General features: G+C 45.7%; 14 protein-coding genes and 1 pseudogene. 8 read left to right on the forward strand and 7 right to left on the reverse strand.

The window, feature by feature from the left end:
* Positions 1–152 (reverse strand): annotated as a pseudogene (locus tag NDI44_RS21125) (IS701 family transposase); the annotation flags it as partial.
* 175 nt (positions 153–327) lie between these two features.
* Here NDI44_RS21125 and NDI44_RS21130 point away from each other — a divergent pair.
* The 3 genes from NDI44_RS21130 to NDI44_RS21140 all read left to right on the forward strand — a co-directional run bounded on the left by NDI44_RS21130 (position 328) and on the right by NDI44_RS21140 (position 4,078).
* Positions 328–2,787, forward strand: a complete 2,460-nt coding sequence (locus NDI44_RS21130) for an NACHT domain-containing protein (RefSeq protein ID WP_190414610.1) — start codon at positions 328–330, stop codon at positions 2,785–2,787.
* 48 nt (positions 2,788–2,835) lie between these two features.
* On the forward strand, positions 2,836–3,009 hold the full coding sequence (locus NDI44_RS21135; RefSeq protein ID WP_190414611.1) for a hypothetical protein: 174 nt from the start codon (positions 2,836–2,838) through the stop codon (positions 3,007–3,009).
* A gap of 124 nt (positions 3,010–3,133) precedes the next feature.
* Positions 3,134–4,078, forward strand: a complete 945-nt coding sequence (locus NDI44_RS21140; protein ID WP_190414612.1) for a DUF928 domain-containing protein — start codon at positions 3,134–3,136, stop codon at positions 4,076–4,078.
* Positions 4,079–4,336: 258 nt separating this feature from the next.
* Here NDI44_RS21140 and NDI44_RS21145 read toward each other — a convergent pair whose 3' ends face one another.
* Complete coding sequence (locus tag NDI44_RS21145; protein WP_190414613.1) at positions 4,337–4,720, reverse strand: hypothetical protein; 384 nt, start codon at positions 4,718–4,720, stop codon at positions 4,337–4,339.
* Between the two features lie 427 nt (positions 4,721–5,147).
* Between NDI44_RS21145 and hslO the strand changes: the two genes are divergently transcribed.
* A complete protein-coding gene (hslO, locus tag NDI44_RS21150) occupies positions 5,148–6,047 on the forward strand; it encodes an Hsp33 family molecular chaperone HslO (RefSeq protein ID WP_190414614.1) in 900 nt (299 codons plus the stop codon).
* Between the two features lie 204 nt (positions 6,048–6,251).
* Positions 6,252–8,513 (forward strand): chromosome segregation ATPase, encoded by a 2,262-nt coding sequence (locus NDI44_RS21155; protein ID WP_190414615.1) that lies wholly within the window; start codon positions 6,252–6,254, stop codon positions 8,511–8,513.
* A gap of 51 nt (positions 8,514–8,564) precedes the next feature.
* On the opposite strand, the gene NDI44_RS21160 is transcribed toward NDI44_RS21155, so the two are convergent.
* The 3 genes from NDI44_RS21160 to NDI44_RS21170 all read right to left on the reverse strand — a co-directional run bounded on the left by NDI44_RS21160 (position 8,565) and on the right by NDI44_RS21170 (position 16,626).
* Positions 8,565–11,996, reverse strand: a complete 3,432-nt coding sequence (locus tag NDI44_RS21160; protein WP_190414616.1) for a hypothetical protein — start codon at positions 11,994–11,996, stop codon at positions 8,565–8,567.
* 564 nt (positions 11,997–12,560) lie between these two features.
* Positions 12,561–13,682, reverse strand: coding sequence for a response regulator (locus tag NDI44_RS21165; protein WP_190414617.1), 1,122 nt, complete (start codon positions 13,680–13,682; stop codon positions 12,561–12,563).
* Positions 13,660–16,626, reverse strand: coding sequence for a PAS domain S-box protein (locus tag NDI44_RS21170; protein ID WP_190414618.1), 2,967 nt, complete (start codon positions 16,624–16,626; stop codon positions 13,660–13,662). The genes NDI44_RS21165 and NDI44_RS21170 overlap by 23 nt, the downstream gene beginning before the upstream one ends.
* Positions 16,627–17,011: 385 nt before the next feature.
* Between NDI44_RS21170 and NDI44_RS21175 the strand changes: the two genes are divergently transcribed.
* Entirely contained in the window at positions 17,012–17,473 is a 462-nt protein-coding gene (locus NDI44_RS21175) for a DUF4383 domain-containing protein (protein WP_242033191.1), read from the forward strand.
* 277 nt (positions 17,474–17,750) lie between these two features.
* Here NDI44_RS21175 and crtD read toward each other — a convergent pair whose 3' ends face one another.
* Together crtD and NDI44_RS21185 are read right to left on the reverse strand one after the other, a co-directional pair.
* On the reverse strand, positions 17,751–19,280 hold the full coding sequence (gene crtD, locus NDI44_RS21180; protein ID WP_190414620.1) for a C-3',4' desaturase CrtD: 1,530 nt from the start codon (positions 19,278–19,280) through the stop codon (positions 17,751–17,753).
* Positions 19,281–19,328: 48 nt separating this feature from the next.
* Positions 19,329–20,984 (reverse strand): ATP-binding protein, encoded by a 1,656-nt coding sequence (locus tag NDI44_RS21185; RefSeq protein ID WP_190414621.1) that lies wholly within the window; start codon positions 20,982–20,984, stop codon positions 19,329–19,331.
* Between the two features lie 639 nt (positions 20,985–21,623).
* Here NDI44_RS21185 and NDI44_RS21190 point away from each other — a divergent pair.
* Both NDI44_RS21190 and NDI44_RS21195 read left to right on the forward strand, forming a co-directional pair.
* A complete protein-coding gene (locus NDI44_RS21190; protein ID WP_190414622.1) occupies positions 21,624–22,922 on the forward strand; it encodes a pitrilysin family protein in 1,299 nt (432 codons plus the stop codon).
* A gap of 113 nt (positions 22,923–23,035) precedes the next feature.
* On the forward strand, positions 23,036–23,899 hold the full coding sequence (locus NDI44_RS21195) for a fructosamine kinase family protein (RefSeq protein ID WP_190414623.1): 864 nt from the start codon (positions 23,036–23,038) through the stop codon (positions 23,897–23,899).
* Positions 23,900–23,922 lie beyond the last annotated feature (23 nt).

A 23,922-nucleotide genomic window follows, 5' to 3' on the forward strand; every position in this document is an offset into this window, starting at 1 on the left:
TGAGACAGGTTTTTTCGTTCACTTTCCCCCAATAATCCGCTTATATAGTTCCTAAACTCCCGTTTTTGGGCTTGATGCGTCAATATATCATCAAAGCGTTTGCACCATCTATTGAAGCAAGGGGGCATGGCGGCGGGAGTTGTCTCTTTCATTTATCACACCATAACGTGAAATGGTTGCCATGCCTGTATTATACCTTTTTAGAGTCTTGTTTTTCGTTTAAGCACCGCTAGTAAACTAGAAGAATTCTTCTAGTTGAGGTTGGCTAAGTAATAGGTTAGTTTCGTAATCAAGAAGCTGAGAACCTGTCGAGACTGCGATCGCGTTATGGAATTCTGGGATGGTTGGGATAATTTTCTAAAAGTCATAGCCTCTGACCACAACCTGACTGTGGAGCAAAAAGCGGTTTTCTTGGTCAGATTTGCTCGGCAGAACATCGATAAGAAAAATCAGGATGTTGCAGATGAAGTTATAGGAGGTGAACCTGCAAAGGCTCTTCGAGCCTATGACAAGCGTATGAAGGACATATTCGGTAAGCTTGCAGAGAGTTTTCCTGAAGTTAAGTCTGAGGATAAAGGCAAGGTTAAGAGAGTGCAAGCTTACCTGGAAAAAGCGTATTTAGAACAACAGCAAAACAAAGATACTGAGGCTGGTAGTGCGATCGCGTCTCATGACTGGACAAAAATTTGCCGCGATATGCTGGAGTCTCAGAAACTAAACATCAGACGACAAGCTACCGAGGTAGTTTCTAAAGCATTTTATGTAGAGCTGGGATTAGTCGAGCGCAAACACCAACCCAGACGTAGCGGCGATTTCTCTGTTTCACCAGAGCAAGGATCGGGTTTTTTCCAGCTACATGAGGAAGAAATCACCCAAACCTATGAGCATGAAGAGTTTCTAGAGCAGGTCATTAAGCAGGGACAAAGCAAAAAGAGCCAAGGGAGACGCATAGCCATCATTGGCGAACCGGGAGCCGGGAAAACTACTCTGCTAGAAGCGATCGCATTCTCTCCAAAAACACCAGGTTTCCCAATTTGGGTGTCTCTGGGTAGTTTGAGAGATAAAAGTTTAGAAGAATACCTGCGTCAGAAGTGGCTAAAAGACGCGCTTAAAACTTCAGATGTCACGGAACAGCAGAAAGAACTAGAAAATCTGTTCAAAAGCGGTCAAGTGTTGCTGCTGTTGGATGGAGTGGATGAAATGCCAGCATCTTCACCCGTCGAAGCTTTAGCCAAACTCAGGGAAGAACTCACAGGCTGGGTTGCTGATGCGCGAACTGTGCTGACTTGTCGGCAAAATGTCTGGGATGCAAGTGTTAATGCTTTACCGGGTTTTGATACTTATCGCACCTTGGACTTTAGCTATGGGGAAAGCAATAAACCAGATCAGGTGAGACAATTTATCTGCGAGTGGTTTTCCAAAGCTGAAAAACCAGAACTAGGGGAACGGTTACGGGAAAAGCTAGATGAAGACAGACATCAGCGCATCCGAGATTTAGTCAAAAACCCACTGCGGTTGTCGTTACTGTGCCAAAGCTGGTATTTTCGCCAAGGCGATTTACCAAAAACTAAAGCCGCACTTTACGAGCAATTTACGCAAGCTTTCTATGATTGGAAACAAGAACAATTTTCCACAACTGGGATAAAGCGTAAGGAGTTAAACACGGCTCTGGGACTGTTGGCAAGGAAAGCAATTGATAAAGAAAAATCACGGTTTGCAATACGAGAGAGTTTTGCGATCGATGTCATGGGGGAAGACTTGTTTAAGTTAGCAACTGAAAAGTTGCATTGGCTGAATTTTGTCTACAAGGATGCAGAAACAGATGAAAAAGTATATGCCTTCTTCCATCCCACGTTTCAAGAATATTTTGCAGCTTGTGTGATTGATGATTGGGATTATTTCCTAAACCACAACAACGATAACCCTAACCCATTCTTACAATATAAGAATAAAGATTGTGTTTACCGCATTTTTGAGCCTCAGTGGAAAGAGGTGATTTTACTGTGGATTGGAATAGAAAAAGATGAAGAATTTAGAAAGCATAAGGATAATTTTATTAAAGCTTTAGTGAATTTTATGGATGGTTGCAAGAACTTATATTGGTATCGAACGTGTTTTCTTGCAGCAGCAGGTACAGCAGAATTCAGAAACTGTAAGTTGGCTGATTTAATTCTGCTAATTTTTTATTGGGGTTTTGAGAAGTGGGAAGACCCGAATTTTGATCCAATAGCCGAAGCTGCTAGGGAGATAATTCTAGAAATAGATCATCCTAGGGCAATCAATCAACTGATTTACTATAGAGACAATAGCCAGAATAGATATATTAGCGAGGAAGCTACTTACATTTTGGAAAAGATGGGAATACGCAATCAACCATTGCACAGTATTTCGGAGTTGCCTCCACTAACTGAAGAGCAGAAAGATCAGCTTAAGGAGTATGAAAGTATAATAGAGCAAGCCTTGAATGAGCGATCAAGAACAATTGAATCTATGCTTGGTAGAATACAAGCAGAACCTGGTGCTACGATCAATTTTCTAGTTCAGCTCATGGATAAAAATACAAATAATGAAATCATTGTCGAGGCTTTTAAAAAAGTATTACAAGATAAGCATTTGCGTTTAATTGTAAAAAAAATTAAGGAATACGTAGACATTAAACTTGAGGAAACTGAGTATTTTGACTATTTATATGATGTTATTTGGCACTGTACCCAAAATATGACTTACCCAGAGTTTTATAAGGCTTGGCATGGTGAACGTTGCTCAGTTCAAGGCGTAGAAAACTAACTTACTAATATTCCGGCGCAAGTACAGCTTACTGACAAAACCTATCCCATGACTATTGACACTCAATTTCTGAAATTTGAGGAAAACACAAGTGCGATCGCTCTTTCTTTGTTCGCAGGCGATCGCAACCCTCTTGTCAACATCCAATCTTTGAGAAGTCAAAAGTCAGCAACAGCAATCCAAATTTGTCGGTACCGCTTCTCAACTGGTAGCAACTGCTAGTGCTGAAGAACTGGGCAAATTTCCGACAAATAGGCTTGGTAGCGTCATGCTCAAAGAGTACCAACAGTAGACCGAAGTTTATCAAGTTTTGATAGAGTAATAAAAATTACAACAAATACCCGGATTGCAGTACGGGATCTGGAAACTGCGATCGCCAAATGGTCGTCTAAAAATTTATTGGCATTACATCATTTGTAGATTTATGGTGATTTCCCGTAAATTAGGGACGAAGGTAGCAGGAAGTGCATCACTGATTTTGATACAGTTTCTCGGTTTAATAGAATTTCCCCTCAATTCTCTATTGAGCCGCCTATCAATTGATTTAGGCTTTAGCTCAACCGCTTATGCAGATGTTGTGCCGAAAACGCCAACAGGTTCTGGTTACGAGCCGGGTGATGTGGGTGCTCCCGGAGGCACCATTGGAACGGGAACGCGAGTTCGTTATCAGCCACCCGATGATGGAATGATTCCCAGAGGCGGTACCAGAGGCGTTGACGAATCGCCAATAGAATGCTCTGAGTCTCAGCCTACATCTGTGACTTTGTTGGCTCCTACGACTCATACCGGATTGACTGCATCAGGTCATCCCATCTTTTACTGGTACTTGTCGGGCACCCAATCGGTACCGCTTGCTTTTACACTGGTTGATCCAGGAGTATCTAAGCCAATTATTGAGCAAACAATTCAAACACCCAAGGCAGGGATTAATCAACTCCAGATGTCCAAAGAGTTGCCAGAACTGGTTCCAGGACGGGAATATCTATGGACAGTCACTCTGAAGTGCAATCCGAAACGACGTTCTGAAGATCAGATTGCTCAAGGCTGGATTAAGCACGTACCCGCAACACCTGCTCTAGAGAAACAACTGGCAGCTGCGCGATCGCAGATTGGCAAGGCAGCAATCTATGCTCGATCGGCATACTGGTATGACACTCTAGGCGTAATTTTAGCTGCCCATGCTACTTCCCCCAAGGATCGGTTGATCCGCCAGGAGTTTCTATCGCTCTTAGAGCAAATTGGACTGACAGAGGTGAAAGAGCAAGAACAACAACGGTTGGTAAGGCAGTAGCTAGGTCACCAACATAAATTTAAAATTGTCTTTGCCTGAATAAAAACCCGTTTTCTGGTAGAAAACGGGTTTCTTTTATTCCACAGAGTGAAGGCAAAAGTGTTTGTAAATAAGCCACTGAAGAATCTACCTTCTCTGTCTCTCTTACTCAGTTTGTGTTCGTGTTAGTCTTTAATAGCGATCGCGCGATTCCCAAACATGAAAATCGTTCTTCTAGCCACCCTTCAGCCCTCAGTCCTCAGTCCTCATCCCTCAGTTCTAAGATCGGGATGCTAGAAATTCTCGCAAGCGCAGCAAACTGAGTGTTTGCCCCAAACTCAGCGACAGTAGAGATACTCCTTCTAGACGTGACTGTACCCAATGTTCTCCCCAGTACCACTCGTGATAACCGTCAATTCCTTGACTCAAGAGCAGGCGCAGACAGTTGGGTTGAGCCACTTCCACTTGGTGTTGTATCGCCACTGGCCCCACCCAACTGGTGTAAATTAACCCCTCAGACAGTTGTTCCGGTAGCCCTGCGGAAAGGCGCAGGGGCCACAACCACTGGCTTTGCTGGCTGGGGCGAAGCAGACTGTCGCCGATGGCTGCTGCGGGGGAATTTACTTCTATTCTAAGATGGCTTTGTTGAAAGTTTCCTAGCATAAACAGTTGCGGTTTCTTTGTTATTAGTTGTTACTGGTACAGAAGTTTCTATTTACTGTTCCTAATCTTAATGTAATCGTTTTTCTTGAGAGTAGTGGCTAAATAGTCCTGGCAGCTAAGAATTATCATGCATACTCTAAATTCAGATTTGCATCAACAACAAAAAATTAATTTTAATATAATATCTGTTTTTAAATTAGCTAAAACAACATAAAAAATGATTTTTAAAAATGTTAATTATATTTCAATCCTTATTTTTAGCCTGTTTATCCATCTGTGCCTGATAGAAGATTCAGGTTCTTATCTCTTATTTGAAAAACTAGCTGTTTTTGGCGGTTCTGATAATTAGCACCGCAAATACCACCTCACTATTAACTGCCATGCCTACAATAAAAGTATAGTGTGTTAAGAAATGTAAGGTCTTTTCATGGCTGATCAGTTAATCCGTGCCACGGCGGCAGAGGGTGGAATTCGCGCCGTTGGGGTCATTACCACACGCCTCACACAAGAAGCCAGACAGCGTCATAATCTTTCATACGTGGCAACCGCTGCACTGGGACGCACCCTGTCATCTGGGCTATTACTTGCCTCTAGCATGAAGCGAGAGGGGTCAAGGGTCAACATTCGCATAAAAGGAAATGGGCCACTCGGCGGGCTTCTCGTTGACGCCGGATTGGACGGAACCGCACGAGGGTATGTAGATAACCCAAGCGTGGAACTGCCCCCAAATGCCAAAGGAAAACTAGATGTCGGGGGAGCAATCGGTCGGGAGGGATACCTCTATGTCGTGCGCGATGTGGGATACGGCTACCCGTATTCGAGTACCGTTGAGCTGGTGTCGGGTGAAATTGGGGATGACGTTGCCCACTATCTGGTGACTTCCGAACAAACGCCCTCAGCGCTAGCGGTGGGTGTATTTATAGAAGCGGGTACAGTCCGGGCTTCTGGTGGGTTACTGGTGCAAGTCCTGCCCAAGGCGGCGAGCGACGAGAGCTTAGTGCAACTTTTGGAATCTCGAATGGAAGCACTGGCGGGCTTTACACCCTTGTTACAGGCAGGCAAGACGTTGCCGGAGATTTTGGAACAACTACTAGGAGATATGGGTCTGGTCATCCTACCAGAAGTCCAGATGCTGCAATTTCACTGTGGTTGCTCGATGAGCCGTGTCTTGGGTGCTTTGAAGATGCTAGGCGAAGCCGAACTGCAAGACATGATTGAAAAAGATGATGGTGCCGAAGCGACTTGCCATTTTTGTGGAGAGGTTTACAACGCCAGCAGTGACGAATTGGCGGCGCTAATTGAGGATTTACGTGCCGAGTCTGTTTAGGAATCAGAAGTTAGAAGTCACAAGGTAAGAAAAAATTCTAGATTCTGTAGCTGAATTGAAAATTTCCTTGTGAATGATGAATTATAGATTTTGACTTCTGGATGAGAATATAGCTTTTTGCGGCTGAGGGGAGTAGGATTGCAACTACTGCCTGTGCTAAAAAGCATTCGTCCCAGGCGAAGCGCGTTGTGGTGTGAATAAGCTATGACTAGAAATCCCGAAATTCCAGATGGCGGGCGGAGCGGCAAGTCTTCAAATTCGGCTGGGTGGACATCCCAAAAACGAGTGCCTGCGTCTGGGCGTCCGAGCGATCGCAAACCACACACGAGCGAGAACTCTTCTCAGCCCGTCCCCAGAAAAGCACCGCGTCCGGGGAAACAGCCACTTCCTCCACCAACGGATCGTCCTCAGCGTCCGGCGGGTAGTACTGCACCAGCAGAGGGGGGTCAGCAAATTCCGGCTACACTGCCGAACTCTCCGTCAGAAGCACCCAAGCCACCTCGACCTAAACGTTTTTTACGCTTGCCGACTAGCTGGGCATTCTGGGGCATCTTGGTGGTGCTGCTCTCTGGGGGGCTGGGTTTTACAGCGGTAGCGCTGTTGTTTAACCTGCCAGCGCTTCCCAACTGCCCAGCCATTTTTTGGCCTACGGCTTCGGCATCGCTGCGCCTCAGCTGCGCTCAGATAGCAGCTTCTAAGCAGACGGCAAAAGATTTGCTAGAAGCGATCGCGCTGGTGAACGGTTTGCCAGAAGATCACCCGCTACGCCCAGAAATTGACAAGCATCTGGAAGAGTGGTCGCGGGAGATTTTGAAATTGGGAGAGGAATCCTTCCAAGCGGGTCAATTGTCCGAAGCGATCGCAATGGCTCGCAAAATCCCCACGGGCGTACCAGCGTACAAGTTGGTGGATGAGCGCGTAAATCGCTGGCAATCCATCTGGTCGAAGGCAGAAGGCCTTTACAAAAAAGCCGAGGACGAGGTGCGCGAGTCTAACTGGACTCAGGCTTTTCGCGATGCGGTGCAACTGGTCTATATCGGCAATAACTACTGGGCAACAACCAAGTACGACCAACTGGTGAATCTAATTCAGTCGGCGCGGGAAGAAAGCGCCAAGTTGGATAAAGCGTTCCAACTTTCTAAGAGCGGAGGATTAGATAATCTGTTGGAGGCGATCAAACTGGCACAAGCAATTCCGCCCAGCAGTTTGGCATACAAGGAAGCTCAAGGCGCGGTGACAGAATTTGGGCGCAAATTAATCGATATGGCTCAAGAGGCGCTCGATCGAAAAGACTGGCAAACGGTCATCCTCATTACCAGTAAAATTCCCGAAAGTCTGAATTTACAAAGCGAAGCGCAAGATTTGAACGACCTGGCAAGTGCCCAGTCTCGCGCTCAGAAGGGAACGGTTTCAGATTTGGAAGATGCGATCGCCCTTGCCCAAAAGCTAAATCCCGGACGCCCTCTATACGATAAAGCCCAGGATTTAATTGTTCGCTGGCAGCGAGAAATTGAAGATGTCGCCCATTTAGATCGGGCGCGGGAACTGGCAAAAGGCGGAACGGTCGGTGACTTAAGTGCAGCGATCGCGGAAGCACAACTGGTTCCCAGCACCAATCCCCGCTCCTCAGAAGCAAAATCTCTCGTCAATAACTGGACGAGTCAAATAGAGACGGTAGAAGATCGTCCCTATCTCGCTCGCGCCGATCAACTGGCAAGTTTGGGGGATATGAGTTCTCTGCAAGAAGCCATTAACGAAGCGAGTCAAGTGGGTCAAGGACGCGCTCTTTATACAGAAGCGAGGCGCAAAATCCGACAGTGGACTGACAAAATCGAGCGAATGCAAGACCAGCCTTATTTGGATCAAGCGACTGGTTTAGCGAATGCAGGGGATCTTTCCGGCGCGATCGCGGCAGCGGGACAGATTCAAGCGGGACGAGCGCTCTACGGTGAAGCTCAAGGCAAGATTCGACGGTGGCAAGACAGAGTTGAGCGGGTACAAGACCAGCCTTATTTGGATCAAGCGCAAGCTTTGGCGAGTTCGGGTAATCTTCCGGGGGCAATTACCGCAGCGGGACAAATTCGATCGGGACGAGCGCTCTACGGGGAAGCTCAGGAAAAAATTAAAAGTTGGCGGACAGAACTGCGATCGCAAGAGATTTTGCAGTCCGCTTATCAGTTAGCGAATCCAGGAACACCGGATGCGATCGCGCAAGCAGTTCAAACGGCTCGTCAGGTGCGTAACTCGACGCGAGTCGGTGCTGAAGCTAGAGAGGTGATTAATCGCTGGAGCTATCAACTGTTGGCGATGGCACAAGATCAGGCGCGGAATGATGTACAAAGAGCGATCGCGATCGCCCAAAACATCCCCGATGGTTCATCTGCCTACACCGACGCTCAACGGGCAATCCAAGGTTGGAAACAAAGTCTAGAACCTCAGTCCCTGGAGAACTCACCTTCTTTTTAGTCATTAGTTGATTATTCGGTGTTTTGCCAAAATCTAAAAACTAATCGCTCATTACCGCTTTTTCTGTTTCGCCTTTGTTGCCGTACCGCTCTTTCTTTTTCCTTTTTCTAGTATTGGCGCAACATACTTTAACCACAATTGAGTATGAGGTCTGCCAGCCTGATTCCACTCCTTAACAATCTGCTCGGATTCCCCGGCTTTTTCTAAATACTCCAAACCATTTGGCACACCAAGAACAGAAGCTTTTGCCAGATAATATTTACGCTGTTGAGTAGAATCGCACCGTTCCCAACATTGCGCGGCACGTTCATAGTTCTTGGCGCGGTAGAAACAAGTTCCCGCACGGTAGAGCATCCCATTCCAGCCTTCTCCTAAAGCTTCGAGAACCTCTCCAAATCGCTGCCACTCATTCGGGTGGAGGTTTGTCCCGGCAATTAAAGTCCCAATTCCCGTCGCATATTCCTCCAAGGCTAGTTTCCACTGTCGGCTGTTGCGGTGAATCTCCAACTGGTTGCTTTTGATGCAGTATTGGAGGAAGTGAGTGAACTCCTTTAAAGAAGGTTGGCTCAATTTTTTGTCCATAAATTGGGCAATTTGCCGCTCTGATTCCCGACCTGGCGGAGCCTTGTCAAACTGCTTCAACAATGCTGACCAACACATCCCCTGCCAAAAACAATCCCAAGCGTCTTCTGTTTTGCCAAGCACAAGAAAACGTTGACCAGCTTCGCTAAATTTCTGCTCAAATTTGAGTGCCCAAGCTTCACAAATTTCTGCTTTTTTAGCGTAGGCGCGATCGCTGTAACACTGTCTGGCACGTCTCATGAAATCTGGATCTTCCGAGTTCATTCCCCGACTCTCGAACTCCTGCGCGATCGAGTGCCAGTCATCTTCTTGCAGATCCCGTGCGCTTTCAGGTTTTCCCAAACGGATGGGTTGAACGTTTTCTCGCCAAGCAGGATTTTGTGAATGCTGTAAAAGCACTTCTAAATAAGTTTCTGTGACCCCCCAAAGCCGCTGGTCTCCGATTTGAGAATCAACAACAAATAGACGTTCTTTGGCTCTGGAAGCAGCCACATAGAGTTTATTAAAGAAAAATTCAAATTCATATAAGCGGTCTGCCAAAAGGTCTTTTGACACTTCCCGTCGATTGACTAGATTCCAGACAGCTTTGTTACATTCCTCGCCAAATTTGTAGAGAACGACTCGTTTAAATTCCAATCCTTTAACTGCACTAGCACTCAATACATTTTTGAGCGGTTCTGACTCTGGAATCTCTGCCAAAATTTGAGAAAGAATTGCATCGTTTTGAGCATAGGCAAGCTCTCCTCCTTCCTCACAAGGCACGATAATAATCGTGTCTCTTAGGTAGCGTTTGAGTTGCTCAATTTGAATATTCCGACCAATAATAAATTTTTGCGGAGTGGGAAATTGACCTTGTTTCCAGGCAGTTTGCGGCTGAAGTGCCGGAATTTTAAACAGAACCTGACGACACAATTGAATCAGGTTAATCACTTGCACCACCGCAGTACAAGAGCGATAGTTAGACTTCAGCTCCGGGAAGTTCATCCGCAGATTTAATCGCTGGGTGGGATCGAGTGCTGCGATCGCTTCATTGTAAAATGCTGCCTGTACGCTCTCCCAACGAAATCCCGTCGGGTTCAAGGTTTGGAAAGGATCTCCAGCAAAAGCAAAAGGCAAATTACGCATAGGCTGGTATCCCAGATCGCACTGAGAGAATGCAGACAGCCGCATAATTAACTGAAGCTCCAGCCGCGTAAAATCTTGCGCCTCATCACAGAAAATAGCAGTGTACTCAGCACGGTAACACTTGAGCTCCAGCACCAATCTAATCAAGTCTTGATCGTCCCAGTACCCCAGCTCGGTTGTTAGCCGCTTATACCAACGTCCCCAGATGGTTTTATAAATTTCTTGGAACTGAGCGGCTGGAACAGTGCGTTCCTGAGTCGGCACTTCATCCTGGTAGTCTTCTGGAGTCATGTACCGGAGACTGTACCCCTTGATGAAAGTTCTAATAACGTGCCAGGAAAGTTCTGGGGAATACACCTGTGCTTGTGGCAGCTTTGAGTCTCGGTAAAGCTGTCGAAAGCGATGGAAAGAAATGTATTTCTGAGAATCGAAACGTTCCTGGAGTGTATGCCGGTAGCCGGTAGGGTTTCCCGCAGAGTAAGGTTGCTGGCTCATCCGGTTAGCCAGTGACGCATCGTCTGCTTCTAAAGGGAGTAAGTTTAAGAGAAATGTCCCAAACGGCTGAAAGAAGCCACTGACATCGGGGATTTCCGAACCTTCTGTTCGATCTGCCACAAAGCGGTGATGGAATGTATGCAGACAGCGCACAAACTCTTTCGCAACCTCTAATAGCCGCTTATTATAAGTAAGAAAAAGCGGCTTTCCTGGAAGTTCTTTTCCCGGTTCGTAGTAATATTTTCGATAGCAATAATCTGCAAACAAATACAGCAGCATGGTGGATTTACCGCTACCCGCCCTTCCATTTAAGAAAAGCGGCAGACAATTATTTCCCCGTGCTGATGTTGTTGACACCGAGTTAAGAATTGCCTCTTCTTCTGCCGAAAGAGCTAGATTTACTTCTGCTCCTCTTTGAATTGCCAGCCAACTTTGTTTATCTGTTACTAAGTAACTCGGATAAGACCGTCGCGCAAAGGGAGTGAGTTCATCCAGCGTTAAAGGCTTAGATAAAACATTTTTAGAACCATTAAATAAATTAGTTGCATCCCCTATTTGGGCTATTTCTTCTGTAGAAGGTCGATGAGCAAAAGATGCTAGGAGAAATAATACTTTTCGAGGCGGTTTATCGGCGGTCTCAAGTTGGCTAAATAGCACATAGCAATTATTTTCACCGCACAAATACACACCAGGCCATGCAGCAATTTTCTCAGCGTTCCTCGATTTTTCTTCTATTCCAGAGATAATTTGATAGTAAATTTCCCAGTCTTCTCCGATTTCTGGACTCTTGAACTTGGCAATCCACTCATCACTTTCGTAGAGGATTGCCCAAGAGTCTTTATCCTTTTCTATCTCCCAGCCTGGAGGCTCTAGCCAGGGAAGCAAATCGTCTGGAAGCGGTTCGCGTCTTGAAGACACGTTGCTAGCTGACGGTTGCTGTTGTTGAAGCCAACCAGTTAGCGCTTCCTCATCTAATTGGCAGTCGAGATTCTTTTTGCCGTACTCTTCTGGGGTTCGCAGGAACTTTTTGTATTCTTTAGAGCCACGGAGAAAAATGTCTAGTAGGCACAGCACCAGGTCGTCCTGTACGGGTCGAATTCTGGCAATGAGGCGTAAATTGTTTTCCCCTCTCCGCTTTAAGTAGGGATAAACCCTCTCAAAACGTGCCTGTGACTCATCAATACTCAAAGGCTCAAGTTCGTTGCATAATTTATCTACTTGAGCCTGAACACCATAGCACAGAGTCTTTCGGTTAAATTGGGAGGTGCGATAGATGTACATAAACTTGTCTGTAGCTGTTTCTGAAAAAAACAGGCTGAAGCCACTATTACTTATTGTTATGCAGTAGAGAAATTGCTGTGTAGAATTTTTGTTACATCTTACACAGAATCGCAGTTTTTGCCTCAAATAGTTCTAATTTGCCTATCCTTCCAGGTCGTGTCATTATCCACTTGTGTTGAAACTTGAGCTTTGTTTCAATCCCGCCAGAGAATAAAATTTCCCTTCTAATTGCTCAGAGAATGGTTTAAAAAACTGAATTTTTATAAAATTAGTCTGTTTCAACTTACATTTTGTACTACTCGCATTACCTGTCTCTAGTTTCAACCCCTTGCTAACAGAAGCAAGTTTTCTCTTAGAAGACTAAGTAGAAATTTAAGCCCATTTCAATGAACTTAAGCTATGAGCTTTGGACTGAATTTCAAAGCAGACTCTCAGCTTCCTGTGAATGGTGCAATATGTCCTTATGCTTAAGGTAATGACAAACCTTCCAGGGTGAGCCAGGAAAGGAGAAATCACCGATATCCTAGTACCTATGTCAATTGGTATTTAATTACATTTTTCTACTTAAGCACTTGTCTGAATGGGTAGTTGCACGGTAAATGTAGTCCATCCTTGTGTGCTTTGAGCCTGAATGGTTCCTCCTATTTTTTCGACCAAATTTTGCACTAGATATAGCCCTAATCCACTTCCTCCCTCTTTCCAGATATCACCCTTAGGAATGCGGTAAAATTTTTCAAAAATTCGAGGTAATTCTGTATTTAAAATTTCTGCTTGATTGGTAATTTTAAAGTTTACTCTTGAATTTGAGTTTAAATTAATATTTATTGAATAATCCACATAGACACTAATGGATATTTCACCAAAAGAGGGGGTATATTTACAAGCATTTCCAATCAACTCTATTAATATTTGCTCCAGACAAATCCGGTCTGAAATCAGTGGAGGAAGATCGGGAGAACAATCAATATTTAAAATTTGCTGGCGCTGAGCTATTCCAGGTTTAAATGGCTCAATTAAAGTCGGAAGCCAGTATTTTAGAATTAAAGTTTCTGGAGAAATTAATTTTTTTTCCGATTCTAAACGATGCAAATCTAAGATATTATTAACTAGTTCTATTTCTCGAATACATTCAGCTTCTAATAGCGCTCTATAGTGTTGCTGTTGTTCTTCATTAGAAATGATTTCCAACATTTGAATAATCAGCTTCATGTTGGCTAGAGGGGTTCGCAAATCGTGAGAAGCTCTAGCAAGCAAATCATCTTTTTGAATATTGAGCTGCTGGAGTTCTTGGATTTTCCCTTGCAGGAGTGTCACAGCTTCTTGTTTTTTCAGCCGAGTAGCGATCGCACCTAGCAATTCTGCTCTGGTAAACGGCTTCGTCAGATAATCATCGGCTCCCAGTTGCATCCCTTGGCGCAAGTCTTCTCTCTCCGTTTTAGCGGTAAGAAAAATGAACGGAATCATTGCCGTTACCTGGTCTTGGCGCAATTGAGTTAGCACGCTGTAACCATCAAAATCAGGCATCATGATATCACAAATAATTAAATCGGGTTCGTGTTCCCTCGCTAACTGCACTCCCACCAAACCGTTTTCCGCACCAATGGCATCAAACTCCTCAGCCTTGAGGAGTTTGAGAAGGTTGCTTCTAACTGCTGGCTCATCTTCAATCACCAGAATCTTTTTCACAGGTCTGACTCGTCAATCTGTTATTTAAAGGAAGAACGACTTTAAATGTCGTGCCAAGCCCAATTTTACTAGCTACTATTATCCTACCCTGATGTAAGTCTACACACCTTTTAACAATTGCCAGTCCTAATCCCGTACCATTGATGTTACTAACATTTGTGCCCCGGTGAAACGGTTCAAACAATCGGGATCGATCTGCTAGAGGAATCCCGATTCCTTCATCTTGTATTTCTAAAATAGCCTCTCCGTCTTGGGAAGTAACTTCAAAATAAATATTGCTGTTATTTGGTGAATAATTAATAGCGTTCGAGAGCAAATTATTTAAAATTTGTCGCAGCAACTTTCTATCCATACCAACACTCAGAAATTGGTATCGACCGGTAAAGATAATCTTATGCCCACGGCTCGCGGTAAGTTGTATTTCGGCAATAATTGTCCGACAAAATTCAATTAGGTCAAGGGATACCGGATTAAAGTTTAATCTTGCTGCGTCGGCTCTCCCTAATGTCAGCACATCATTTAACAGATGGGTCATGTGGTTAACAGAGGATTGAATGAGATGAAGTTGTTCTAATCTTTCCTCTTGAGTCCAGCGATCGCCATAATATTCTAGTAATTCGGAAGAAGACAGAATAATGCTTAAAGGCGTGCGGAACTCGTGAGAAGTCATAGAGACAAAGCGAGATTTCAGTTCGCTCAGTTCTTTCTCTTTTGCCAAAGCATTCAAAATCTCTTCTTCTGCCTGTTTGCGCTCCGTAATATCTATGCACGAGCCGATGTAACCCGCAAAGCTGCCATCAGGTGTGAAGCGCGGAATCCCCGTATCTAAAACCCAGCGATAATTCCCATCAGCACGCTTGAGGCGGTATTCCACTCGCACTGGTTGGCGAGTATTGAAGGCTGATTTATAGGTGTCCAAGCAACATCGTAAATCATCAGGATGTACACTTTCTAACCAACCGTTGCCCAGTTCTTGTTCAAGATTGCGTCCTGTAAAATCTAACCAAGCTTTGTTGAAAAATGTTCCCTTGTAATTAAGGTCTGACATCCAAATCAAGGCAGGCACGTTGTCAGCCATAATCCGGAAGCGGGTTTCGCTTTCCCGCAACGCTTCCTCCATCTGTTTGCGCTTAGTTACATCCAGAGTTAGAGACAGCACTGATACTAAATTGCCCGATTTATCTAATAATGCCGAGTTGTACCATTCGCAATAAACAACCGAACCATTCTTAGTGTAATTGCGGTTGCGAGAAACATTACGCTGTTCGCTGCTATCGATTAGCCGCTGAATAACGCTATCGACAGTTGGCACGTCTTCAGAAAAGACAAACTGCCACTCAGCGGGATGTTTGCCAATGACTTCCTCCGCTTTCCACCCGAAGATTTTTTCTGCTTCCGACGACCAACGCGACACCCGAAAATTACAATCCCACTCTATGACCGCTAGGGGTGAGTTTTCAAAATGAAAGTTTAGTCTCTGAAGTGCATCCCGGAGCGCTTCCTCTGTCTGCTTTTGCTCAGTAATGTCACGAGCGACACTTAACACAGACTCCACTGACCCATCTAAAGCAAATTCCGGGACGATACGAGCTTGATAGCATTTTCCGCTGACTGAGGACTTGCTTTCAAAAACGTGTGGCTGACCTGTTGTAAACACATCTTGAAGAATTTGTTGAAAAGGAATATAAATTTCTGGTTGGATTCCTAACTCTGGATGAGTTTTGCCGATAAAGATTTGTGGGGATATTCCGATTGCTCGTTCTACAGCGGAATTGACATATAAATGTTGCAATTGTTTGCCAAATCGGGAAATGATATCAGGGGAATTGTCAGCCAGTGCTTTAAACTCTTGTTCGCGGCGGTGGAGTGCTTCCTCTGACTGCTTGCGCTCGGTGATATCGACTGCAATCCCGGTTGTTCCGATTACCTCCCCGGTGTTATTAAAAATTGGGGTTTTAATTGTTTCTGTCCATAGCATCTTTCCTTCTTGGTAGACTGCGGGTTCTTCGACACGCTTGCGCTTGCCGATTTTCATCACCTCTCGATCGTCCTCTCGATATCTTTCGGCTAAATCTGGATGCCAAATATCTAAATCTGTCTTCCCAATTAAGTCTTCTGGTTCGAGTCCGCAGGCTTTGCCAAATGCTTCGTTGACGGCAATGAATCTGCTTTCTTTGTCTTTTAACCAAGCTAAATGGGGAATATTATCGAGGATGGCTTTCTGCTGGCTGCGTTGCTGTGTTAGCTGTTCCTCTGCTTGCTGGCGTAGCGTAGCGTGTCGCAGGCTTTCACTAATGTCTTCTAAAATTCCAACATGACCGATAAATTCTCCTCGATCGGAGAACATCGGTGAAGACTGAACGCGAACCCAACGCACAATTCCTTCCTTAGTTTGAAAGCGAAACTCGTCAGAGTATTCTCTCCGTTCACGAGTATGTGTTAACCAATCTGCAAAGACGCGATCGCGATCGCTTGGGTGAACCACCTGCAACCACCCTTCTTGCAAACTCTCCTCCAAGGTAAAGCCACAGATGGCTTGACAGCGGAGATTTGTGTAGATGCAACACCCCTCCATATTTGCCAAAAAAATCCCCACTGGCGAGTAGCTACTCAAACAACGGAACCGTTCTTCACTTTCTCGCAACTCATCCAGAGCTTTTTTGCCTTCGATAATTTCTTGCCGCAATTGATGGTTGGTTTCTGTTAATGCAGTAGTACCCTCAACTCGAATTTCTAAGGCTTCGTTCGCCTGATTCAGTACAGCTTCAGCAGCTTTGCGTTTGGTGATATCGCGGGAATTAACAACAATGTCTGCGATCAATGGGTTAGCCAGCCAATTATGATATTGGCGCAGTAGTTTAGCTTTTTCTGCTTTGAGTTTCCGGATTAATTGTGGTTTTAGCACAGCCTGCACAGAGCGCACTTGCCTTCCCAATCTACGCATATTCTTTTGACCTTCGGAGTAAGTTTAATCGTTTGCAATAGTGATTTTTTGCCTTACCTCAACCGCCTCAATAGCGAGCATTACCTAATTATGCTGAAGTTACACTGCTATCTAATTCGCGTGAATTAATTGCTAACAGCTCCTCTTTGTACCCATCGAATTTACAAATCTAATTTATAAACAACTACTGAAATTAAGACGGGACAAGCGATCAGTGTAGGTTAGTAGTCTAAGTTGGCTACAGTTGTACGATCGACTACATTCGCCTTTAACATAAACCCTTTCTCTAGGTAGATTCAAGACCTCTTCCTTAGGAAAGGCGAATGAGCTGATAATCCTGCTTAGATTAAATACAAATTTGTACGGGAAGTTAATGATGAAAGGCATGAACCCAGCGCAAAAATTTGCGTTAATTATCGGCATTTTCTTTTTCCTTTGTGGTGTAATGGGATTTATTCCCGCCTTTGTGAAAGCGCCTACGGTTACGCCTGATATGGCGGGTCTTGGATACACAAGTGGATACGGTTACTTACTGGGGTTATTCCCCATCAATGTCTTACATAATGTTGTTCACCTTGTCGTAGGACTTCTGGGAATTTTTGCATCCATCGCCTTAGACAGTTCTCGTCTCTATAGTGGAGTTTTGGGAATTTTCTATGGGGTGCTAACGCTAATGGGGCTTTTTCCGGCTACCCAGTCAACCTTGGGCTTGATCCCAATCTTTGGCAACGATGTCTGGCTTCATGCAGTCACCGCCGCGATCGCGGTGTACTTTGGCTTTTTTGCTACACCGGATTTGTTGGAGCTAAGCACGCCACAACAGGGCGGTACTCGTAACGAGGGCTAAAAAAGGGTAGCGTTTAATAGCGGGTCGATTGTCGAATCCGATTGAGTTTTACGTCGCTGATTGCCTTACAGAAAATCAGTATGCCTTTACCTTAGCCGAGGTATTCTGGTTTTCTGTAAGCTTTAAACGTAATTACCGCGCATATTAATAACACTTAGATCCAGTCCTAAATGATTCGTAAACGCAAGATCCCCGACTTCGAGAAAGAAGTCGGGGATCTGAAAGGCTGGCTCACAACTCAAATAGGATTGCTATATTTGTAACACTTGCATCTGAATCAATTCTTGGTATTTTCGATTTGGCGCACCACGGTGAGGGCGGAGTAGCTGACGCCTGCGGTTCCTTCGCCGGGATGGGTGGAATCTCCCACTAGCCACAAATGATTCACGGGTGTGCGATTGGCAAAGCCAAAGGGGCCAAAGGTAGAAACTCGCTGACCAATTCCGCCGACAATGCCGCGATCGCGTGCTGTGAAGCGGGCAAAGGTGCGGGGTGTAGCGGCTTCTTGATGGACGATGGTTTCTGGTGTCAAGTGAAAAAATTGGCTCAGACGAGCGATCGCTTCCTCGGTATATTGTTGCTTTAACTGTTCATAATCCTCAGATTGCCACCAATTCCGAGTGTCAACGAAGGAAGACGCAATGATAGTTGCTTTACCTTCTGGGGCGCGACCATCTTTAGGGTGGCTCACTGAGACAAATAGGGAGTTATTTTCTCCAATCGGGCCGTCATAATCGTAGAGAAACTGCAAATGAGGCGGGCATCCTGAGGAAATCGCGCTTCGATCGACACCGAGATACACCACAAATGCTCCCGACGATGGGGGAAGTTTATCGACTCGACGACGATAGCGATTTTGGGTTTTGGGTTCCGAACTAGGAATTCCCTCTGGTGTCTCTGCTTCCAAAAGTTGCACCAAATTTTGGGCGGTGACATTGGCAACGACATGGTCAGCGGGTTCTGTCCAGACAGCGCCAGTTTTTTGATTGCGAATAACGACACCAGTGGCTTTGCCATTTGTGGTGTGGATGCGTTCAACGGTGTGGCGCATCAACAGCTTGCCAGCATCTCTCTCTAAAGAGGAGACTAGGCGATCGCTCAACACCTGCATACTGCCTTGGAGATGAAATAGTCCCTGTGGCTCTTGGGACACACTCAAAGCAGTCGCTGCATAAAGCAGAGCCGTTTCTTCAGCATCTACCTGAGAATAAAGCTTGAGCTGCAAATCCAGAAACGTTCTCAGACGCTGATTATCGCCCAATCCATACCCCCGCAAAGCGTCTCCCACCGTCAAAAAAGTGTAGGGCAAAGTAATCAACGTATCGGGACGAACCGCTGATACCATCTGCCATAAGTCCCACAAATTTCGCGGCGGTAGCACCGGATCGCGCGATTGAAATGCAAAGCTGGCTCGGAATAAAGTCGCCAACAACTCCCAAAATGGTTCGCTTCCGGGAAACTGCCGACTTCGCTCCGCCTGCCACTTTTGGGGGTCGCGCCAGACGTTAATCGGTTCGGTTTCTCCCGGTAGATACACGGCACAAGCTGGATCGCAAGGCGTCGCTGCTGGGATTTCAATTTCTAGTTCCTGAAAAATCCGGTGATGAATCCCCCCCGGTTCCAGTCCAGCCACCTGAGTCGCTCCCACATCAAAGGTAAATCCTTTGCGTTTGAACGTGGAAGCACATCCCCCAGGCACCAGAGCTTGATCCAAAACTAAGACTGAGTAGCCTCGACGAGCGAGTAATGCCCCAGCCGTGAGACCACCAATTCCAGCACCGATAACGACAACATGACAGCTTGGCATGAATTGAGAACGAGGATTCCCTCTTCCGAGACTTAATATTACGTTACATTAAGTTTCGGCTTCCTGACAGGTTCGCGCTCGACGATGAACAATCGGGATTTCAATGTAAAACTCTGTTCCTTGTCCGGGTTCTGAGGAACACGTTAGAACCCCGCCGTGCTTCTCGACCACAATTTGATGGCTAATGGATAAACCCAAGCCTGTCCCCTTACCAACAGGTTTCGTGGTGAAGAAAGGGTCAAACAGCCGTGTCATCGCCTCTGGAGGGATGCCAGAGCCATTATCTCGAATCCGAATTACCACCTGAGGACAGTCATTAATTTCGACAACCTCAGTGCGAATTCTAATCGAAGCAACTGGCACTTGAGTATTGGAAATGGGGGGAGTTTGACCTAACTCAAGAGAGTGTGCATGCAAATTCTCGATGGTTGCGATCGCTAAATGCTGATAGCTGTACTCCTCCAAAACATCAATCGCATTGTTGAGGATATTCATAAACACTTGGTTCATCTGTCCAGCATGACACTCCACAAGGGGGAGATCGCCGTACTCTTTAATCAGCTCAATTCCTCGATTTCCCACCTTTGCTTTCATTCGATGCTGTAAAATCAGCAGCGTACTATCTAACCCTTCATGAATATCGACCGCCTTCATTTCTGCTTGATCGAGCCGAGAAAAATTCCGCAAACTCAGAACAATCTGGCGAATGCGGTCTGCTCCTAGCTTCATGGAAGAGAGTATCTTCGATAGGTCTTCTATGACAAAAGTCAGATCGATATTTTCCTTATACGCTTCGATTTCTAGGACTGGATCGGGATAATAACGCTGGTAGAGTTGTAGCAGGTGCAGCAAATTTTGGGTGTACTGATCTGCGTAAGCGAGATTGCCGTAAATAAAGCTGACTGGATTATTGATTTCGTGAGCAACACCCGCAACTAACTGCCCCAGACTGGACATTTTTTCGTTCTGAACCAGTTGGGATTGGCTGCTTTGCAGCGTCTGCATCGCTTTTTTCATCTGGATTACTTGTTGTTGCAGAGACGCGATCGCGCTGCTTTGTGCAGCTTCCGATTCTCCTAAAGTCTCCAGTGCTTGCTTGCGCTCGGTGATATCTTCGGAAATGCCCAACAAATATTGGGGAGTTCCCGCTTCGTCGAAAATCGGGATTTTTTTAGTGTGCAGAATCCTCAAACCTTGATGTTTTGTCTGGATTGGCTCTTCCGGAATGTCCAGAAGTTTCCCAGATGCCAACACTTCGCGATCGCGACTTGTGAAGAAATCAGCTTGCTCTGGCGGGAAAATGCCATAGTCGTTCTTGCCTAACGCTTCTTCCTGAGAATAACCAGTGAGTTCCTCGTTGGCTTTGTTCCAGAATACAAATCGCAATTCATTCACTTCTTTAATAAAAATTCCAATTGGCAGATTTTCTACGATGGAATTCAATAAATCATGAGTATGTGCCGTTGCTTTTTCTGCCTGTTTGCGTTCAATAATTTCCCTTTCTAATTGTTGATTTGTCTGCAATAAGTTTTTAGCACGAGCTGCCAAAACTTCCAAATTGGCGTTCGCTCTTTCCAACTCAGCCTTAGCCTGAGCCAGTTGATTTTTAGTGTTTTTTTGGATTCGGAAGTTTTCAACCAGGAGCGAGTAGTAACGCCTCAGAGCCATGAAAGCTCCCACAACTAAAGCCATGATTGGAACCATGCCTCCCTGAATTCTCAGTATCATTAGGGAGCCGTTTTGCCCACCAAAGACTAATGTTAAAAGCTGCACTGAATGTTCTAAAGCACAGCTCAAGAAGATTGCTACAGTTACGAGTACTAATGGATTGCTGAGTAGATGCTGCCCTCGAAGAAAACCGCGATAAATCAAAAACGCAGTTGTATAATAACCAGCTGCAATGATGGTATTTGTACTTCCTGAAAATCCACTCAGCATGAGTACAACTGACTCCCGTTAAATGAAGCTTTAGTTTGGTCTATCAGACTAAACCATAGTATCTGTCTCTAGACTGATAAAGCCTCTTAAATTCTTAAATTTATCTAAACTTACAGACTTTATTTCAAACTTTTAAAAATTTAAAATGAATCTTTCATAATAAAGGTATTTCCCAATACATAAATAAACAAAGTTTAATCAATAAGCCAAATTCTAAAGAATGATTGACTTTCTTAATTAACTTTAAAAAATGGCACGGAAAGGAAATATGTGTTAAAGGCGAAAGGAGCGGGAAACTTTTTAAAAACATCTAGAGAGCGATCGCGCAATGCTGGGGAGCTGGCTGAGGAGACAGGTGCAGACTGAGTAAGATAAAAGGAGAAATAGTCCAGCGCCGAAGAACACATGACCTCAACTCTGCTCAAATCTACGCCACTCAACGCCCCGACTCTCCACCGCCTACCTAACGGTTTAACGATTGTGGCGGAGCAGATGCCCGTCGAAGCCGTTAACCTAAACGTGTGGATTAATGTCGGCTCATCCGATGAGCCAGACCCCATCAACGGCATGGCTCACTTTCTAGAACACATGGTGTTTAAGGGGACGCCAAGGCTCAACAGTGGAGAATTCGAGCGACTGATTGAAGAGCGGGGTGCCGTAACAAACGCAGCAACCAGTCAGGACTATACCCACTACTACATCACAACAGCTCCTAAAGATTTTGCCCATTTGGCACCATTGCAACTAGATGTGGTGCTAAATCCCAGCATTCCAGAGGATGCCTTTCAAAGAGAGCGATTGGTCGTTTTAGAAGAAATTCGCCGCTCGGAAGACAATCCTCGCCGCCGGACTTACCAGCGGGCGATGGAGGTGGCATTTGACACCCTGCCTTACCGGCGTCAGGTACTTGGGCCAGCAGCGGTAATTGAGCAGCTGACGGCGCAACAGATGCGCGATTTCCACGCCAGTCAGTATCAACCCAAATCGATAACAGCGGCAGTTGTGGGCAATTTGCCGGTTGAGGAATTAATTGAAATTGTGGCAGCGGGATTGACGGAGATAGGCGTCAGCACTCAAGAGCCAGAAGTCAAAACTCAAGAAGCGATCGCTTCAACCCTCACTCCCGAACCTGCTTTTAGGGAAATTGTCCGCCGCGAGTATGTTGATGAAAGCTTGCAGCAAGCGCGGTTAGTGATGATGTGGCGAGTGCCTGGAATGACGCACTTATCCGATACTTACGCGCTGGATGTGTTGAGCGTGATTCTGGGACAAGGTCGGATGTCGCGGCTGTTCCGAGATTTGCGGGAAGACAGGCACCTGGTGACGAATATTGGGGTGAGCAATATGAGCCATCGGCATCAAGGTGTCTTCTATATTGGCGCGCAGTTGCCGGTAGAGAATTTGGCAGAGGTGGAAGCGGCGATTCTTGCTCATATTCGCACCCTCCAGACAGAACCCGCGAGTGAGGCAGAGATTTCTCGTTTCCGGACGCAAGTAGCGAATCGGTTTGTCTTTGGGAATGAAACGCCGAGCGATCGCGCCAACTTATACGGCTACTATCAAACCATGATGGGTGATTTGGCTCCAGCCTTGAATTATCCGGCTCGGATTCAAGCGTTGGAAGCGGCGGATCTCCAATCAGCGGCTCAACAGTATCTCTCTTGTGATGCTTATGGTGTGGTTGCGATCAAGCCAGCTAGCTAGGTTTTTTAACGCAAAGGTACGCAAAGGTTAACGCAAAGATACGCAAAGAAATCAATCTGGTTTTGCGTACCTTTGTGCTTTCCTTGGCATGACTCTGCGTTAAAATTTCTCCCATGTGGACAGAAATAGACGCTCAAATTACTCGCCTAACGGGTGAAAAGTTTCAAAGTCAGCAGCGGCAGTCGGTTAGTGGTGGCTGCATCAATCAAGGCTATGCTGCCAGCGATGGACAACGCACCTACTTCATCAAAATCAACCAAGCGTCTTTGGTTGATATGTTTGAGGCAGAGGCGCTGGGACTCCAGCAAATGCTGGAAACTCACACAATTCGGGTTCCAAAACCGATTGGCTGGGGCACTGGAGGCAATTCTGCCTATATCGTGCTGGAGTGGCTGGAAATGGGGCGCGGCGACACCCATTCTTGGGAAGAAATGGGGCGGAAGTTAGCGGCGATGCACAAATGCGCTGGAAAAGACGCCTTTGGCTGGGATAGAAATAACACCATTGGTTCCACGCCACAAATTAACACTTGGACAGCAGATTGGGCGGAATTCTATGCCAAGCATCGTCTCGGCTATCAGTTTCAGCTAGCAAAGCGTCGCGGCGGTCATTTTCCCCAACAGGAGCAATTGCTGGCAGCAATTCCCAAACTGCTAGCGGATTATCATCCTCAACCATCTCTAGTTCACGGCGATTTGTGGGGGGGAAATGCAGGCTTTACGGCATCGGGAGAACCCCTCATTTTCGATCCGGCGGCGTATTATGGCGATCGCGAGGTTGATATCGCCATGACAGAACTTTTCGGTGGCTTCCCCGCAGCCTTTTATCGCGGCTATAACGAAGTATTTCCTCTAGATCCAGGCTACGAGCGCCGGAAAACCCTCTACAATCTCTATCACATCCTCAACCACTTTAATTTGTTTGGCGGCGGCTATAGTTCGCAAGCCAATGGGATGATTGAGCGTATTTTGAGATAGTAGAAAGAGATATAGCAATCCTA

Origin of the sequence: Trichocoleus sp. DQ-A3, assembly GCF_039961975.1 — a bacterium.
GTDB lineage: Bacteria > Cyanobacteriota > Cyanobacteriia > Cyanobacteriales > FACHB-T130 > FACHB-T130.

Coding starts and splice junctions, on each gene's coding strand:
- NDI44_RS21130 (WP_190414610.1), top strand. CDS start 328: ATGGAATTCTGGGATGGTTGGGATAATTTTCTAAAAGTCATAGCCTCT.
- NDI44_RS21135 (WP_190414611.1), top strand. CDS start 2,836: ATGACTATTGACACTCAATTTCTGAAATTTGAGGAAAACACAAGTGCG.
- NDI44_RS21145 (WP_190414613.1), bottom strand. CDS start 4,720: ATGCTAGGAAACTTTCAACAAAGCCATCTTAGAATAGAAGTAAATTCC.
- hslO (WP_190414614.1), top strand. CDS start 5,148: ATGGCTGATCAGTTAATCCGTGCCACGGCGGCAGAGGGTGGAATTCGC.
- NDI44_RS21155 (WP_190414615.1), top strand. CDS start 6,252: ATGACTAGAAATCCCGAAATTCCAGATGGCGGGCGGAGCGGCAAGTCT.
- NDI44_RS21160 (WP_190414616.1), bottom strand. CDS start 11,996: ATGTACATCTATCGCACCTCCCAATTTAACCGAAAGACTCTGTGCTAT.
- NDI44_RS21170 (WP_190414618.1), bottom strand. CDS start 16,626: ATGCGTAGATTGGGAAGGCAAGTGCGCTCTGTGCAGGCTGTGCTAAAA.
- NDI44_RS21175 (WP_242033191.1), top strand. CDS start 17,012: ATGAACCCAGCGCAAAAATTTGCGTTAATTATCGGCATTTTCTTTTTC.
- crtD (WP_190414620.1), bottom strand. CDS start 19,280: ATGCCAAGCTGTCATGTTGTCGTTATCGGTGCTGGAATTGGTGGTCTC.
- NDI44_RS21185 (WP_190414621.1), bottom strand. CDS start 20,984: ATGGTTCCAATCATGGCTTTAGTTGTGGGAGCTTTCATGGCTCTGAGG.
- NDI44_RS21190 (WP_190414622.1), top strand. CDS start 21,624: ATGACCTCAACTCTGCTCAAATCTACGCCACTCAACGCCCCGACTCTC.
- NDI44_RS21195 (WP_190414623.1), top strand. CDS start 23,036: ATGTGGACAGAAATAGACGCTCAAATTACTCGCCTAACGGGTGAAAAG.